General features: G+C 66.4%; 14 protein-coding genes. 4 read left to right on the top strand and 10 right to left on the bottom strand.

Features of this window, described 5'->3' with window-relative positions:
- Positions 1–47: 47 nt before the first annotated feature.
- Complete coding sequence (locus tag ACYSM9_RS08225) at positions 48–1415, bottom strand: ferredoxin reductase family protein (RefSeq protein ID WP_461856487.1); 1368 nt, start codon at positions 1413–1415, stop codon at positions 48–50.
- A 3-nt stretch (positions 1416–1418) separates the two neighbouring features.
- Complete coding sequence (locus ACYSM9_RS08220) at positions 1419–2702, bottom strand: CapA family protein (RefSeq protein WP_461856486.1); 1284 nt, start codon at positions 2700–2702, stop codon at positions 1419–1421.
- An 85-nt stretch (positions 2703–2787) separates the two neighbouring features.
- Between ACYSM9_RS08220 and ACYSM9_RS08215 the strand changes: the two genes are divergently transcribed.
- The gene (locus ACYSM9_RS08215) at positions 2788–4800 is read left to right on the top strand and encodes a M3 family metallopeptidase (RefSeq protein ID WP_461856485.1); all 2013 of its coding nucleotides are present in this window, start codon (positions 2788–2790) and stop codon (positions 4798–4800) included.
- 194 nt (positions 4801–4994) lie between these two features.
- On the opposite strand, the gene pdxS is transcribed toward ACYSM9_RS08215, so the two are convergent.
- From pdxS to ACYSM9_RS08185, 6 genes are all read right to left on the bottom strand, one after another.
- Positions 4995–5921, bottom strand: coding sequence for a pyridoxal 5'-phosphate synthase lyase subunit PdxS (gene pdxS, locus ACYSM9_RS08210; protein ID WP_454485287.1), 927 nt, complete (start codon positions 5919–5921; stop codon positions 4995–4997).
- Between the two features lie 137 nt (positions 5922–6058).
- Positions 6059–6682, bottom strand: coding sequence for a phosphatidylinositol phosphate synthase (pgsA, locus tag ACYSM9_RS08205; RefSeq protein WP_461856484.1), 624 nt, complete (start codon positions 6680–6682; stop codon positions 6059–6061).
- A complete protein-coding gene (locus ACYSM9_RS08200) occupies positions 6672–7259 on the bottom strand; it encodes an HIT family protein (protein ID WP_461856483.1) in 588 nt (195 codons plus the stop codon). The genes pgsA and ACYSM9_RS08200 overlap by 11 nt, the downstream gene beginning before the upstream one ends.
- Positions 7260–7276: 17 nt before the next feature.
- Entirely contained in the window at positions 7277–9286 is a 2010-nt protein-coding gene (thrS, locus tag ACYSM9_RS08195) for a threonine--tRNA ligase (protein ID WP_461856482.1), read from the bottom strand.
- 116 nt (positions 9287–9402) lie between these two features.
- Positions 9403–12894, bottom strand: coding sequence for a DNA polymerase III subunit alpha (locus ACYSM9_RS08190; RefSeq protein ID WP_461856573.1), 3492 nt, complete (start codon positions 12892–12894; stop codon positions 9403–9405).
- 11 nt (positions 12895–12905) lie between these two features.
- A complete protein-coding gene (locus ACYSM9_RS08185; RefSeq protein WP_461856481.1) occupies positions 12906–13229 on the bottom strand; it encodes a DUF6504 family protein in 324 nt (107 codons plus the stop codon).
- A gap of 135 nt (positions 13230–13364) precedes the next feature.
- Between ACYSM9_RS08185 and ACYSM9_RS08180 the strand changes: the two genes are divergently transcribed.
- On the top strand, positions 13365–13754 hold the full coding sequence (locus tag ACYSM9_RS08180; protein WP_461856480.1) for a hypothetical protein: 390 nt from the start codon (positions 13365–13367) through the stop codon (positions 13752–13754).
- 2 nt (positions 13755–13756) lie between these two features.
- On the opposite strand, the gene ACYSM9_RS08175 is transcribed toward ACYSM9_RS08180, so the two are convergent.
- A complete protein-coding gene (locus tag ACYSM9_RS08175) occupies positions 13757–14080 on the bottom strand; it encodes a chorismate mutase (protein WP_461856479.1) in 324 nt (107 codons plus the stop codon).
- A gap of 16 nt (positions 14081–14096) precedes the next feature.
- On the opposite strand from ACYSM9_RS08175, the gene ACYSM9_RS08170 reads away from it, so the two are divergent.
- On the top strand, positions 14097–14519 hold the full coding sequence (locus tag ACYSM9_RS08170; protein ID WP_461856478.1) for a VOC family protein: 423 nt from the start codon (positions 14097–14099) through the stop codon (positions 14517–14519).
- A 25-nt stretch (positions 14520–14544) separates the two neighbouring features.
- Here ACYSM9_RS08170 and ACYSM9_RS08165 read toward each other — a convergent pair whose 3' ends face one another.
- Entirely contained in the window at positions 14545–15294 is a 750-nt protein-coding gene (locus ACYSM9_RS08165; protein WP_461856477.1) for an SOS response-associated peptidase, read from the bottom strand.
- 131 nt (positions 15295–15425) lie between these two features.
- Here ACYSM9_RS08165 and ACYSM9_RS08160 point away from each other — a divergent pair, with 131 nt between their 5' ends.
- On the top strand, positions 15426–15683 hold the full coding sequence (locus ACYSM9_RS08160) for a mycoredoxin (protein ID WP_454485301.1): 258 nt from the start codon (positions 15426–15428) through the stop codon (positions 15681–15683).
- Positions 15684–15691: the final 8 nt, after the last annotated feature.

Here is a 15691-nt window from a genome sequence, read left to right as displayed (position 1 = left end):
CAACCGGCCGCGGGCCACGCCCCGGGCTGTGCCCTGCGGCCGTCTCCTCAGCGCCACTGGAAGTATTCCCGGTGGATGTTGGCACGGCGGACGCCCGCGGCGCGGAAGTCCTTCCGGAACTGCCGCAGCATGGCATCCGGGCCGCCCATAAACACCGACAGCCGGCGCGGCTCGGTGCCCACCGAGGCCAGGATCTGTTCCGGGGTCAGCCGGCCGTCGACGGCGGTGTCCACGAGGTGCACCTTCAGATGGGGCTGGGTCCGGGCAATGGCGGTGATCTCCCCGGCGAACGGCGAGGGCCCTGCCGAGGTGACGAAGAGATCGACGTTTTCCTGCAGTTCACCGTGCAGTGACCGCAGCCAGCTCAGGAACGGCGTGATGCCCACGCCGGCGGCGATCCAGACCTGGTCCGCGGTGCCGCCGTGCCGGTCGAACCGGCCGTAGGGGCCGCCGACCACCGCGGGCATTCCGGTCTGGACGACGTCGGGAAGCTTGGTGGTATGGTCCCCGAGCGCCTTGACGGTGATCCCGATGGTGTCCCCGTGGGCTGCCCCTGACATCGAGAAGGGATGCCGCTGCCAGCCGTCCGCCGTCTCCAGGTAGATCATGGCCCATTGGCCCGGCTTGAAGACCAGCGGCTTGCCCAGGGGCCGGAGCGTGACCTCGACAAGGTCCGCCGTCAGGGGACGCACGGCTGCCACCTGGTAGTCATGGTGGGACAGGAAGTGCCGGGCGAGGAGTTCCCGGTAGGCGTAGAACGCCAGTCCCGTGCCGCCGATGACGACGTAGCTCCAGCGCAGCCCGGGCACCGCCGCGAAGGAGCTGGCATCCAGCAGGCCGTGCAGGAAGCCGGCCGCCACGAAGAGGCCGGTCAGGCGATGGAAGCCCCGCCACCGCTCGTAGCCGCCCAGCAGCCGGCCCGCCAATTGCAGGGGACGGGTCCGAAGCACCGTGACCACCCAGCGGCGGGCGGGTGCCGGGAGCATGGTCCGCCAGCGCGGCAGGATGGCCCAGACCACCAGCGCGGCCAGGCCGGTCGCCGCGATCACGGCGAGCGTCTTCCCGACGCTGGTGGCCGCCGGGTTGGCGGCGAACCCGATATGCGGCAGCAGGAGCACGGTGGCGGTGATCGCGGCCCGCCGGTGCCAGATGGCGGCGTGGTCGATGCCGCCGAAGACCGGTTCGACATGCGGGAGGGTGCTGATCAGGACCAGGGCGATGGAGAACAGCAGGATGGATTCGCCGCCGAAGAGTTGCCCCAGGTGCCCGAGGAGAGGTTCGCCGGCCGGGCGTTCCAGGAACCAGAACACCCCGTACAGTCCAAAGAGGAACACGATGGCCCCGGGCCCCATCCACCGTACGGGAACGCCCAGCAGTGCGGTCCTTGGCCGCGTGGCGGCTGTTGGGGTGTCCATGGGTCAGGGCTCCTTCGTGATCAGCAGTTCATGGGCCCCGGCTGTAGCGGCTCCCATCGACTCCACAACACCTGCCGTGCGCTGGCGGGTCGCGGCGTCGGCTTCGGCGCCTGCGCAGGATCCCTGCGGCGCGTCGGAGGCGACCGAACACCATCTGTAGGGGTCCCGGACGATGACCGAAGGCGCCCAGGCCAGGTCATCCGCGGCCCACCCGCCCGCCGCGTTTTGGCTGAACTGCACGCGGACCAGGAGGCCTTCGTTGTTGACGGGGTACCAGGGCGAAAGCTCGGTGACGCCGTTGCCCAGGCCATACACGATCCACGCGTCCTTGTACTTCTCGATGGGCTGCACGGAGTGGGTGTGGTGGCCGTAGACCAGGTTGAACTGGCCGCTGTCCACGAGGGCGTGCGCCACGTCCTGCTGCTGGCTGTTGGGGGTGCTGGAGTATTCGTCTCCCGCGTGCATCACACCCACCACAAGGTCGGCCCCCAGCGACCGCGCCTTGGCGGCCTTGGCGATCATGGCTGCAGGGTCCAGCATGTCCACCTGCCACGGGTGGTCGGCGGTGACTCCGTTGAGGCCGTAAGTGCCTTCGATGACGGCCACCTTGGCTGCGGGGGTCTGCAGGATGAGGATCCCCTGGGATTCTGTTTCCGTCCGGTACGAGCCGGTGTGCTTGAGTCCGGCGGCGTCCATGCGGTCCAGGGTGCGCAGCAGGCCGTCGGTGCCGCGGTCGATGGTGTGGTTGCTGGCGGTTGTGCAGGCCTGGTAGCCCACGTCCCTTGCCGCCGTGATGATCTGCGGCGGCACGTTGAAGGACGGGTAGGCGGAGAACGGGCCGTCCGGTCCCGCCACGGGCGTTTCCTGGTGGCAGATGGCCAGGTCGCTCCTGCTGAGGTAGCGGCGCTGCCCTTCAAGCAGCGGAAGGAAGTCCATGCCGGGCTTGCCGGCCGCTGCGGCATCCTGCTGGGCCTGCTGCCACAGCTGGGCGTGGACCAGCATGTCCCCGGTAGCAGTGACTGTTGTGCACCGGAGCGTCGGGCACGCAGGCCCCTTTCCGGGGGTGGGCGTCGGGGTGGGGGTAGGCGGCGGAGCGGCGGAACCAGTGGCGGCGGTGGCATCCTGGGCTGAGTTCGCGCTGGAGGCCGGCCGGGACAGTGTTGCTCCCTGTTCGGCGACGAGCCCGCAGCCTGCCAACCCGCCGGCACACAACAGGGCCGCGGCACAGGCCGCGCCGATGATGGCTGCCCGGCCGCGCGCGAAAAGCCGGCCCGAAATAGTCCCCATAGCGGCAATTCTAGGGAGGCAGTCCGGACGGCGGGGACATTTTGCGGCAATTGAGAACCGTGGCCTGCTGTGAAAGGTTTACCCCATGACGAACCCGCTCCTCGCCGCCAGTTCCCTGCCTTACGGCCTTCCACCTTTCGCCGGCCTTAAGGCCGCGGATTACGGTGCCGCGGTGAAGGCCGGGCTGTCCGAACACCTGGACGAAATCCGCGCCATTACGGACAACCCGGAGCCGGCCACGTTCGAAAACACTGCCGTGGCCATGGAGCGCTCCGGGCAGGTGTTGAACCGCGCGGCGGCGGCATTCTTTACCTTGGTCTCGTCCGACGCTTCAGAGGAGATCCGGACCCTCGAAACGGAGCTGTCGCCGCTCTTCTCCGCCCACCAGGACGCGGTCTACCTGGACCGGGCCCTGTATGAGCGGTTCACGGCCATCGACACCGCCGGTTGCGACGCCGAGTCCACGCGGCTGGTGGAGGAGTACCTCAAGGAGTTCCGGCAGTCCGGCATCCAGCTCGACGCGTCAGGGCAGGAGAAGCTGCGGGCCATCAACGCCGAACTCGCCCGGCTGGGCACCGAATTCGGGCAGCGGGTCAAGGAAGGCATGAAGTCCGCGGCCCTGCTGCTGGAGTCCGCGGGCGACCTGGCAGGCCTGCCGTCCGACGAAGTCGCCGCGGCTGCGGAGGCCGCCCGCGCTGCCGGACACGACGGAAAGTTCCTGTTGACCCTGATCCAGCCCGGCAACCAGCCGGCATTGGCTGCGCTCGGGAACCGGGACGTCCGCCGTCGCCTGTTCGAGGCATCCGTAGGCCGGGGCAGCGACGGCGGCAGCCTGGACGTCCTGGACCTGGCACGGTCCATGGCCGGCCTGCGGGCCGAAAAGGCGGCCCTGCTGGGCTTCGCCAACTATGCCGGGCTGGTGATGGACCGCCAGACCGCGCCGGACTTTGAAGCCGTGCAGGCAATGCTGGACCGAATGGCGCCCGCGGCCATGCGCAATGCCGACGCCGAAGCGGCCGCCCTGGCCGACGTGGCGGGCCACCCGCTGGAGGCATGGGACTGGGCCTACTACTCGGCTAAAGTCCGCCGGGAGAAGTACGACGTCGACGAACAGGCCCTGCGCCCCTACTTCGAGCTCGACCGGGTCATCACCGACGGGGTGTTCTTCGCAGCCACCTCGCTGTACGGGATCACGTTCCACGAGCGGCCCGACCTGCAGGCGTACCACGCCGACGTGCGGATCTGGGAGGTCCGCGACGGGGACGGCACCGGACTGGGCCTGTTCCTTGGCGACTACTTTGCCCGCGAATCGAAGCGCGGTGGTGCCTGGATGAACTCGCTCGTTGACCAGTCGAAACTGCTGGGCACCAAACCGGTGGTGATCAATACGCTCAACATTTCCCAGCCCGCCGCCGGTGAACCGGCGCTCCTGACGCTGGACGAGCTGCGGACGCTGTTCCACGAGTTCGGGCATGCCCTGCACGGGCTCCTTTCCCTGGTGGCGTATCCCCGGTTTTCCGGAACGGCCGTGCCCCGGGACTTCGTGGAGTATCCGTCCCAGGTGAACGAGATGTGGATCATGTGGCCGGAGGTGCTGGCCAACTATGCGCGCCATCATGTCACCGGGGAGCCGCTCCCCCAGGACATCATTGACCGGCTCAACGGGTCGCGGCTCTGGGGTGAAGGTTTTGCCACCACCGAATACCTTGGCGCAGCCCTGCTGGATCTCGCGTGGCACACGCTGGAAGCGGACCAGGTTCCGGATGACGCGCTCGAGTTCGAAGCCAAGGCCCTCGCCGGGGTGGGAATCGCGCATCCGCTGATCCCGCCGCGCTACCGGACCGGATACTTCCAGCACATCTTCGCCGGCGCCGGCTATGCCGCGGGCTACTACTCCTACATCTGGAGTGAGGTGCTGGACGCCGAGACGGTGGATTGGTTCACCGAAAACGGCGGGTTGTCCCGGGCCAACGGCGAACGCTTCCGCCGGGAGCTGCTCTCGCGTGGCAACAGCCGGGACCCGCTGGAATCCTTCAGGATCCTGCGCGGCCGCGACGCCCGGCTCGACCCGCTGCTGAAGCGCCGCGGCCTGGACTAACCCCATCGATTGCTCCGTAACTGCCCTTTTGACCTCCAAAAGGGCAGCTACGGAGCAATCGACGGTTCCAAAAGCTTAAAAACGGACGACGCCGGTCCCCCACCAGGCAAAGGTGAGGAACCGGCGTCGTCAGTTACAACAAAACGCAGGCGACCACTGGCGCCGCCCGACGCCCACCGGGCGCCGAAAGCAACCTACCAGCCGCGCTCGGCGAGGCGGTGCGGCTGCGGGATTTCGTCGACGTTGATGCCGACCATCGCTTCGCCGAGGCCGCGGGAGGCCTTGGCGATGACGTCGGGGTCGTCGTAGAAGGTGGTGGCCTTCACAACGGCGGCGGCGCGCTGGGCGGGGTTGCCGGACTTGAAGATGCCGGAGCCGACGAAGACGCCGTCAGCGCCGAGCTGCATCATCATCGCGGCGTCCGCCGGGGTGGCGATGCCACCGGCGGTGAACAGCACCACGGGAAGCTTGCCGGCCGCGGCGACTTCCTTGACCAGTTCGTACGGGGCCTGCAGTTCCTTGGCCGCAACGTAGAGCTCGTCCTCGGGGAGTGCGGAGAGCTTGGCGATCTCGGCGCGGATCTGGCGCATGTGGCCGGTGGCGTTGGAGACGTCGCCGGTGCCGGCCTCGCCCTTGGACCGGATCATCGCCGCGCCTTCGTTGATGCGGCGCAGCGCTTCACCGAGGTTGGTGGCGCCACAGACGAAGGGAACCTTGAAGTTCCACTTGTCGATGTGGTTAATGTAGTCGGCCGGGGTGAGGACCTCGGACTCGTCAATGTAGTCCACGCCGAGGGACTGCAGGACCTGGGCCTCGACGAAGTGGCCGATCCGGGCCTTGGCCATCACCGGGATGGACACGGCATCGATGATCTGGTCGATCATGTCGGGATCGGACATGCGGGACACGCCGCCCTGGGCGCGGATATCAGCAGGAACACGCTCCAGCGCCATGACTGCCACGGCACCGGCGTCTTCGGCGATGCGGGCCTGCTCGACGTTGACGACGTCCATGATGACGCCGCCCTTGAGCATCTCGGCCATGCCACGCTTCACGCGGCTGCTGCCCGTGACGCTGTTCGCGGACGAACCGGCCTCGTTGCTTACATCAGGTGTAGACACAAAAACCCCTATGGGTAGACAGATGATCTTCGCCGGGCATGCGGCGGCAGCTGCCGGAAGTGCACGCACGGATTGCCGGGTCGCTTGACCGGGCACTTATATACTAGTCCCCCGCCGCCCGCCCGGCTTAATCATGCTTAATCGGCTGGGGATGGCTCCTGCAGCGACTGCCGGCGCACGGAAACCACGCGCTGCACCACGGTGACAAGACTCGCCAGGGCCAGGAGCACCAGCGTCACCAGCAGCACCACGGGGGGCAGCCCAAGGCCGGTCAGGCCGGTGACCACCAGCACGGACACGAGGCGTTCGGCCCGTTCGGCGATCCCGACGTTGGCTGCGAACCCCAGCGACTCCGCCTTGGCCCTGGCATAGGAGACCACCATGCCCAGCACCAGGCACAGCAGGGCTGCCGTGGCGATTGCCGTGTTGTTGCCGCCGGTGAAAAACCAGACCGCCAGCCCGGCAAAGAGGGCGCCGTCGGCGATCCGGTCAAGGGTGGAGTCCAGGAAGTTGCCCCAGCGGCTCTTCACGTCCTGCATCCGGGCCATGATCCCGTCCAGGACGTCGGAGAAAATGAACGCGGTGATGAACAGCGTCCCCCAGAACAGCTGGCCCAGCGGGTAGAACAGGAGGGCTCCGGCGGCTACGCCCGCGGTGCCGAGGATGGTTACCGCATCCGGGGAAACGCCCATCCGAAGGAGCCACCGGGCCAGCGGGGTGAACAATGCGGTGAAGAAGCCGCGGGCATGCCTATTCAGCATTCGACTCCCCGGGCCAGGCGTCGGCCACCTGCTGCCTGACCTCATCGAGGGTCTGGGTGATGGCCTTGGTCTGGGCGATGATGGGGAAGAAGTTCCCGTCCCCGCCCCACCGCGGAACGATGTGCTGGTGAAGGTGCGCGGCGATCCCGGCGCCGCCCACCACGCCCTGGTTCATGCCCAGGTTGAAGCCACCGGGGTTCGAGACCTTCCGCAGCACCCGCATCGCCGTCTGGGTGAGGTCGGCGAACTCCGCGGTCTCGTCCAGCGTGAGGTCGGTGTAGTCCGGTACGTGCCGGTACGGGCAGACCAGCAGGTGCCCTGGGTTGTACGGGAAGAGGTTCAGCACCACATAGCAGGTCTTCCCGCGGTAGACGATGAGGGCCTCCTCATCGCTGCGGGCCGGGCCCACGCAGAACGGGCAGTCGTCTTCGTTCTTGAACTGGTGCTGGCCGCCCTTGATGTAGGCCATTCGGTGCGGAGTCCACAGGCGCTGGAAGGCGTCCGGAACACCGGCGAGGGCGAAGTCGTCGGTAACGCCGGCATCCCCCGGATAGCCTGCTCCTGTGTTCTCCTGCACTGTCTGCTTCCGTTCCGCTAGCTGGTCCGGTTCCGGACGGCCTCGGTGATCCGTTTGACGGCTTCCGTGACCGGCACCCCGTTGTCCTGGCTTCCGTCGCGGAACCGGAACGAAACAGCGCCCGCCTCGGCGTCGTCGCCGCCGGCGATCAGCACGAACGGGATCTTGTCCTTGCTCGCAGTGCGGATCTTCTTGGGGAAACGGTCCGAGGACGTGTCCACCTCCGCGCGGATCCCGGCCGCCTTAAGCTGGTCGACGACGTCGAACATGTACTCGTTGAAGGCCTCCGCCACCGGAATGCCCACCACCTGGACCGGAGCCAGCCACGCGGGGAAGGCGCCGGCGTAGTGCTCGGTGAGGACGCCCATGAACCGTTCCACCGACCCGAAGAGGGCGCGGTGGATCATGACGGGGCGCTGGCGGGAGCCGTCCGCGGCCTGGAACTCGAGCTCGAAGCGCTCAGGCAGGTTGAAGTCCAGCTGGATGGTGGACATCTGCCACGTGCGGCCCAGCGCGTCCTTCGCCTGGACAGAGATCTTGGGGCCGTAGAAAGCGGCTCCGCCCGGGTCCGGCACGAGTTCCAGGCCGGACTCCTGGGCCACCTCGGCCAGGGTCCTGGTGGCTTCCTCCCAGGCAGCGTCCTCGCCGACATACTTTTCCGGGTCCTTGGTGGAAAGCTCCAGGTAGAAGTCGTTCAGGCCGTAATCCTTGAGCAGGTCCAGGACGAAGGTGAGGGTCTTGGTGAGCTCGTCCTTCATCTGCTCGCGGGTGCAGTAGATGTGGGCGTCGTCCTGTGTCATGCCGCGCACACGGGTCAGGCCGTGCACCACGCCGGACTTCTCGTAGCGGTAGACGGAGCCGAATTCGAACAGCCGCAGCGGCAGTTCGCGGTAGGACCGGCCGCGGGAACGGAAGATCAGGTTGTGCATGGGGCAGTTCATCGGCTTCAGGTAGTAGTCCTGGCCGGGCTTGCGCACGGTGCCGTTCTCGTTGAGTTCGGCGTCCACGTGCATTGCGGGGAACATGCCGTCCTTGTACCAGTCCAGGTGCCCCGAAACCTCGTACAGGTGCCCCTTGGTGATGTGCGGGGTGTAGACGAATTCGTAGCCGGCTTCGACGTGGCGCTGCCGCGAGTAGTCTTCCATTTCCTTGCGGATGATGCCGCCTTTGGGGTGGAAGACGGGCAGCCCGGAGCCCAGTTCGTCGGGGAAGGAGAACAGGTCCAGTTCGGAGCCAAGCTTGCGGTGGTCGCGGCGCTCGGCCTCGGCGATGCGCTCCTGGTAAGCCTTGAGGTCTTCCTTCGTGGGCCACGCTGTGCCGTAGATGCGCTGCAGCTGCTGGTTCTTCTGGTTGCCCAGCCAGTAGGCCGACGACGAACGGGTCAGGGCGAAGGCGTTGGAGATCAGCTTGGTGTTGGGCAGGTGCGGGCCGCGGCAAAGGTCGCACCAGACGGTGGTGCCTTCCTTGCGTTCCACGTTGTCGTAGATGGTGATGTCGCCGGCGCCGACCTCGACGTTGACGCCTTCGCCGGCCTCGGCGGCATCGTTCTTCTTGCCCAGCAGTTCGAGCTTGTAGGGCTCGTCCTTCATGGCTTCGCGGGCCTCATCCTCGTTGACCACGCGGCGGACGAACTTCTGGTTCTGGTTGATGATCTTCTGCATCATCTTCTCGAGGGTCTTGAGGTCCTCGGGGGTGAACGGCTCGGCAACGTCGAAGTCGAAGTAGAACCCGTCCGTGATGTAGGGGCCGATGCCCAGCTTGGCGTCGGGGCGCAGCTGCTGCACGGCCTGGGCCATGACGTGGGCGGTGGAGTGGCGCAGGACGTTCAGGCCGTCAGGCGAGCCGATGGTGACGCCTTCCACTTCGGCGCCTTCGGGAAGTTCCTGGTCAAGGTCCTTGAGTTCACCGTTGACGCGGGCAACGACGACGTCGCGGCGCTCAAAGAAGAGTTCCGCACCGGTTGTCCCGGTAGTCACCTTGGTCTCTTCGCCATCGACGACGAGGGTGATCTGCTGGGCATCTGACACGGGTGTCTCCTATTCAAAGTTGAGGCTTCATAGCTTGTGGCATACGGGGACCACAGCCAGCCACCGTCAATGCTATCGGTTCCCCCAGAGGCCGACCAACGCGGCACACGGGACGGTCAGCCGTTGAAACCGGTGATGGCCAGTGTCCTGCTGATCCCGTCCAGCGGGTGCGGGCCGTCGGCGGCAGGAGGGGTGGCGGGATCAGGGAAAGGCAGCGTTTCGGTCCTGCTGAGGTCCCAGGCCATGCTCGCACTCAGGCTGATGCCGCGGGGGCCGGTCCTTCTCGTGGTGCCCCGGATCAGGAGCAGCCGCGTTCCGAACAGGAGCGGCCCGGCATTTTCCTGCGCCTCATGGAAGAAGACGGAATCGACGCAGCCCGTGCCGTCGTCGATGCTGATGAACACCACCCTCCTGCCACCGCGCATGGGCGGCGTCTGGGTGGCAACACGCACCCCCGCCACCAGCACCTCCGTACCGTTGCGGAGCCCGAGGAGCTTGTCGGCAGTGGTGACGCCCAGCCGGTCCAGCATGGGACGGTGGCTGTCCATCAGATGGGTGCTGACATCGATGGCCATCAGGTCAAGTTCCGCCCGGACGTTGTCCACCAGGGTGGGTGCCGGCAGGCCTGGCTTGATGTTCCGCAGTTCGACGTCGCCCAGTGGCAGGGCAAGTTGTCCTTCCAGGACTTCCGCGCCTTTCCGCGTGCTGGTGGAGGACTGCAGCTTTTGCAGGTACTGCACAAGGTCCGCCCGGTTCGCCGTTCCGCCGGCGTCGCGGTGCAGGGAATCGAAGGCACCGAGCTGGGCAAGGCGGCCAATGCTGGGTTTGCTGAGCCGGGAACGTTCCCGGAGGTCTGCGAGGGAGTCATAGGGCTGCCCGGCCACTATCCGCTTCAGCTCCGCCCCGGAAAGGCCATAGATTCCGTTGAGGCTGAGCCGGATGCCCAGCTTGCCGGCATCCGGACCGGACTCCACCCGCTCCACCCGGTATTCGGCCTTGCTCAGGTTGATGTCCAAAGGAAGGATGGGGATGCCAAGCCGGCGGGCTTCCGCCACCAGCAGCCGTTTGGGGTACATCCCGGGGTCGTGCTCCCACAGGCCGGCGAGGAAGGCCTCGGGGTGGTGGGTTTTGAGCCAGGCGGACTGGTAGGTGGGGACGGCGAATGCTGCGCCGTGGGCTTTGCAGAAGCCGAAACTGGCGAAGGACTTCAGGGTCCCCCACACTTTGTCGACGACGTCCGGCGAGTACCCCTTGGCTTTGGCTTCGCGCCGGAAGAATTCCTCGACCTGCGCCTCACCGGTCTCGCTGCTCAACGCCCTGCGGAACTCATCGGCTTTCGCCAGGCCGCATCCGGTCATGATGTCGAAGGTCTTCAGGATCTGTTCATGGAACACCGTGACACCGTGGGTTTCCTGCAGCACCGGCTTAAGGTCCGGGTGGGGGTAGACCTCGGGCGCGAATCCGTGCCGGTGTTCCAGGAAGGGCCGCACCATGTCCGATTTCATGGGGCCGGGGCGGAACAGGGAGATATCGATGATGAGGTCATTGAATTCCCTGGGCGCCATTTTGCCGATCAGTTCACGCTGCCCCGGGGATTCGATCTGGAAGCACCCCAGGGTGTGCGTGCTCCTGATCAGTTCGTAGGTTGCCTCGTCGTCCAGCGGGACGGCGTTGAGGTCGATGCGTCCGTCCGCAGCAATGTAGTCGGGCCCCGCCCCGTCCGGGCCTGGCTGGTGGCCGCCTGCTGCCACCACTTCCTTTTTGCCGGGATGGATCCGGATGATCTCGCGGACGGCAAAGGCCATGGCGCTTTGCATCCGTACGCCCAGGACATCGAGCTTGAGCATCCCCATGGGGTCCATGTCGTGTTTGTCGAACTGGCTCATGGGCAGGCCAAGGCCGCTGGGCTGGACGGGGGTCCTGTCCAGCAGGGTGGCGTCGCCGAGGATCACCCCGCAGGGGTGCATGGAGATATGGCGGGGCAGGCGGTCCAGCCGCTCGGTCAGGTCCACCAGCAGGTCCAGTTGCTGGTTGCCTTCGGCGTCGCGGTGTTCCACGCGGCCGGCAAACTCCCGCAGTTCGGGTTTTTCCTGCAGCGCTTCGCGGAACTTACGGGCCGAGAAGCGCCACAACTGCTTGGCGATCTCCCCCACCTCGCCGTCGTCCATGCCCAGCGCCAGCCCGGCGTCGCGCACGGCTCCCCTGGCCCGGTACCCGTTCTGCATGCTCATCAGGGTGACCCGTTCGGAGCCGAAGCGTTCAAAGATCCGGCGGTAGACGTTATGCCGTTCCGCGCTTTCGACATCGATGTCAATGTCCGGAAGCGTTGCGCGGTCATTGGAAAGGAACCGTTCGAAAATCAGGTCGTGCTGCATCGGGTTCACATGGCTGACCTCGATCAGGTAGTTGACCAGGCTGGATGCCCCGGAACCGCGGGCCGCTGCCCGGACCCCCATGTCCTGGATCATCCGTGACACCTCCGCAACGGTGAGGAAATAGGAGGAGAAGCCCAGGTTCCTGATGATGCGCAGTTCATGGTCCAGGCGGGACTGCATGGCGGTTTCGTCCGATCCCGCGATTCCGGGGAACCGCCTGCCGATTCCTGCCCGGGAGCGCTGGACCAGTTCGACGTGCGGATCCTGGCTGATGCCGATGACCGAGGCCTCGGGGACCACCGGCTGTTTCCACCCCATGTCTGCCACGGGGTCGATCCGGCAAAGGTCGGCGAGCGCCTCGGTCTGCGCCATCAGCTGTTTGAGGTCCGCGGTTCCGTAACCGGCGGCAGAAATGATTTCCCTGCCAAGGCCCAGCATCTGGTCCGGGGTTTTAAGCCAGCCCTGGCCGGTGGGCTGCAGCAGCGGCTCGCCTGCCAGTTCGGGGAGGGACTTCAACGTCCTTGCCGAATCCAGGACGTCGGCGGTGGGCGCACCGTCAGGCGCGCTGTACCGCACGGCGTTGGTCAGGACGGCCGGGACGTGGTGTTCTTCGGCGAGGCGCAGCATGCGGACCGCGTGGGAAGTGCTGAGGGCGGTTCCCGGGGCGCTGAGCTGGGAGACGATTTCGGCCACCACCGTGCCGCGGGGCATGGCGTCAAGCCATTGCTTGAACAGGGTCCGGGGGCGAAGGTAGCGCCTGCCGCCCATGGCACGACCGACGTCTGAATCAGGCCCGAGGAGGACGGTCAGCACCGGTTTGAGGGTGTGGGGGTCAAGGGTCCGTGACGCCAGTTCGGCGCGGGTGACGGCGGCCGGAACTGCTCCCCCGGCTTTCCCGGAGGTCCTGGCGTGGGCATCCGACACCAGCCGGCACAGGGCACGGTAGCCTGCGCCGTTGTTCCGCCCGCGGGCCAGCACCACCACCCGGCCGGCGACCAGGGTGCGGTGGTCGCCGTCGTCGTCAAAGACCGCAAGGTCCACGCCCACAATGGGGTCGATGCCCGCCGCCATGCACGCTTTCAGGTGCTTGATGGTGCCATACAGGCCGTCACGGTCGGTGCAGGCGAGTGCCGTGGCGCCGTCGGCGGCGGCAGCCGTTGCCAGTTCCTCCGGCCAGGAGACGCCGTAGTGGGCGCTGAATGCTGTGGAGACGTGCAGGTGGGTGAAGCTCATGCTGTTCCGGTTCACGCAGTTCTGGGCCGAAGGGCGTCATGGATCCGCAGCAGCCGCCAGCGTCCGCTGCGGATGTGCCGGGTGAGGTCAAGGGTGAGTGTTTCAGCACCGGCAGGGGCGGAAGAAGGCAGGACCTGAACCCGCCAGATTTCATGGTCCACCACGCCCGGGCCCGTGCCCAAGGGGGCCCTGCTGTCCTCTGCCCACCATTGCCGGCGTTCATACCAGCGGAGGGGTTCGGCGCAGACCCTGTAGTCAGTCCCCGCCCAGGTGATGGTTTCCGGCTGGCCCGAGACGGAGCACAGCACCTCCACGGATTCGCTGAACATGCCCATAAGCGCCTCCCCGGATGGAACCTCTGCCAAAACCACTATTCGAAAATATGTTCGAACAGTTCAAGTCTACGCCGGGCGGGAGGTTAAACCTAGGCAGGGGTGGACGGACCGTCCGGCAGGGAGCAGGATGATGGCATGAAAAGCGATGAAGCACTTCTGAAGCAGGCAACCATCAAAACCCAGGACTCCACCCTCCTGGCCACGTTTGACATCGACGGGACCATTCCGGGTTCCGGCGCCTACGTAGTGGGGCTGATGGGGGCAGCACCGGACTATTCCGCGCAGCGCCGCCTGTGCATCGAATTCATGAACGGGAAGGCCATCGCCTGCTACTCGTTCAACCGTGACCAGGGAATCGAAGAGGATTACGACCTGTCGGGCGTAACGCACTCCGATTCCACCATCACGGGAAGCTTTCCCCGCACGGCCTTGAACGGGCTCGGCAAAGGGCACGTGCTGTCAGCCTTCAGCGAGGCTGACGGCCGCGAATTCCAGCACGGGGTTCCGGTGGAGGAAGCGCTGTAGCGTCAGCTGCTTTCCTTGTGGATCCGCAGTTCCAGTTCGATGAACGCGGAGATCATGGCCCGGTAGGTTGATTCAACGATGTCCGGGTCAATGTCCTTTTTCTCCGCTGCGGCCCGGACGTTCTCAATGATCCGTTCCACCCGGCCAGGCGCCCGCACCTCGGCGTCGTCCCCCTTGAGGGTTCCGGCAATCCGGATCAGCCGTTCGCGGCGGGCAATGAGCGTGACGATCTGTTCATCGACCTCGTCCACGGCAATCCGAACGGCAGCGAGCTGTTCCCTGTCGGCACGGGCATCCCTATCGTTTCCTTGAATTGTCGCCATCATCTGACACTATCGAAGCATGAAGCCCAGAGTCGACTTTATCTCCCTCGGCGTCCGCAGCGTCTCCCGCTCGCGGGCGTTCTATGTGGACGGCCTTGGCTGGCCGGTCCACCGTGAAGTTGCCGATGAAGTCCTGTTTATCCAGGTGAACCATGGCCTGGTGCTGTCGCTCTGGGACGTGCGGCAGATGCGGGCCGAGGCGGGGGTCAGCCCGCCGGACGGCATTCCCTGCATCACCCTGAGCCACAATGTGGCCAGCGCAGCAGACGTGGACCGGGTGATGGAAGAGGCCGCGGCGGCCGGCGCCCCAATCATCGCAGAACCGGTCACGCAGCCGTGGGGCGGCTACACAGGGTATTTCGCGGACCCGGACGGCTTCCGCTGGGAAGTGGCGTACAACCCCAACTGGACAGTGGACGACGCCGGTACGGTCACCGTCTGAGGCCAGCCCGCCATGGGCAGGGCTGCTAGAACAGGGCCTCCACGGGGCGGATGAGTTCCGGCCCGTTGTTGCGCACGTTGCCCACTTCCTTGCCCACGGATTCCACCTGCCAGTCCGCCGCGGCGTCCTTCACCCCGGCACGGACCAGGTCCACCAGTGCGGCGGCGTCGTCCGCCTGCGGGTCAAGCCACGCTTCCATCGTGGCCTTGTCCATGGGCAGCGGAACGCGGTCATGCAGCGCCGTGAGTTTCCCGAAGACGGTGGCTTCTGTTCCCGGCGGCGGCGTGTCCGCCGTGAGGATGGAGGTGGACAGCAGCCACCGCGCGGGGTCGCCTTCCGGCACCGAGGGGTCCTTCCACCACTCGTAGAGGCCGGCGAACACCAGGCCGCGGCCCTGGCCCGGATGCACGTAGTAGGGCTGCTTCGACTTTCCGGGGCCCTGCTTCCATTCGTAGTACCCGTCCGCCGGCACGGCACAGCGCCGGGACTGTGCGGCTTTGCGGAATGCGGGTTTTTCCAGCACGGTTTCGCTGCGCGCGTTGATCATGCGGGAGCCGATGCCGGGATCCTTGGCCCAGGACGGAACAAGCCCCCAGCGGGCAACGTGCAGCTGGCGGACGTCCTGGCCGTCCTTGACACGCTCCAGGACGATCGGGACCGCATCGGTGGGCGCCACATTCCACGAGGGCGGAATGCTGACCTCCTCCTCCAGTTCGGCGTCGAATTCGGCCAGGAGGTCCCCCACGGCCCGTGCCATCACATAGCGTCCACACATGGCACCAGCATGCCACCGGCGCCATACAGTGTCATGCAGGCGGCCGATCGCGCCGCAGAGGACGGGGAATACGGGCCTGCACGCTACCGTTGACGGTAAGGAAACCTTTCACGCAACCTTAGGAGAGCCCTGTGGACTTCACTCCCGAATCCGGCACGATCACCATGTTCTCGACCACCTGGTGCGGCTACTGCAACCGCCTGAAGAAGCAGCTGGACGCGCAGGGCATCGGCTACACCGAGATCAACATCGAAGAGGTCGATGGCACTGCCGAACTCGTCGAGCAGCTCAACGGCGGCAACCGCACCGTCCCCACGGTCCTCTTCCCGGATGGCACGGCGGCCACCAACCCGTCGGCGGCCGAGGTCAAAACCCGGCTGGCCGCATAGGCACCCAC

Source organism: Arthrobacter sp. C152, from assembly GCF_054890965.1.
This window is presented reverse-complemented; position numbering and strand designations above follow the sequence as displayed.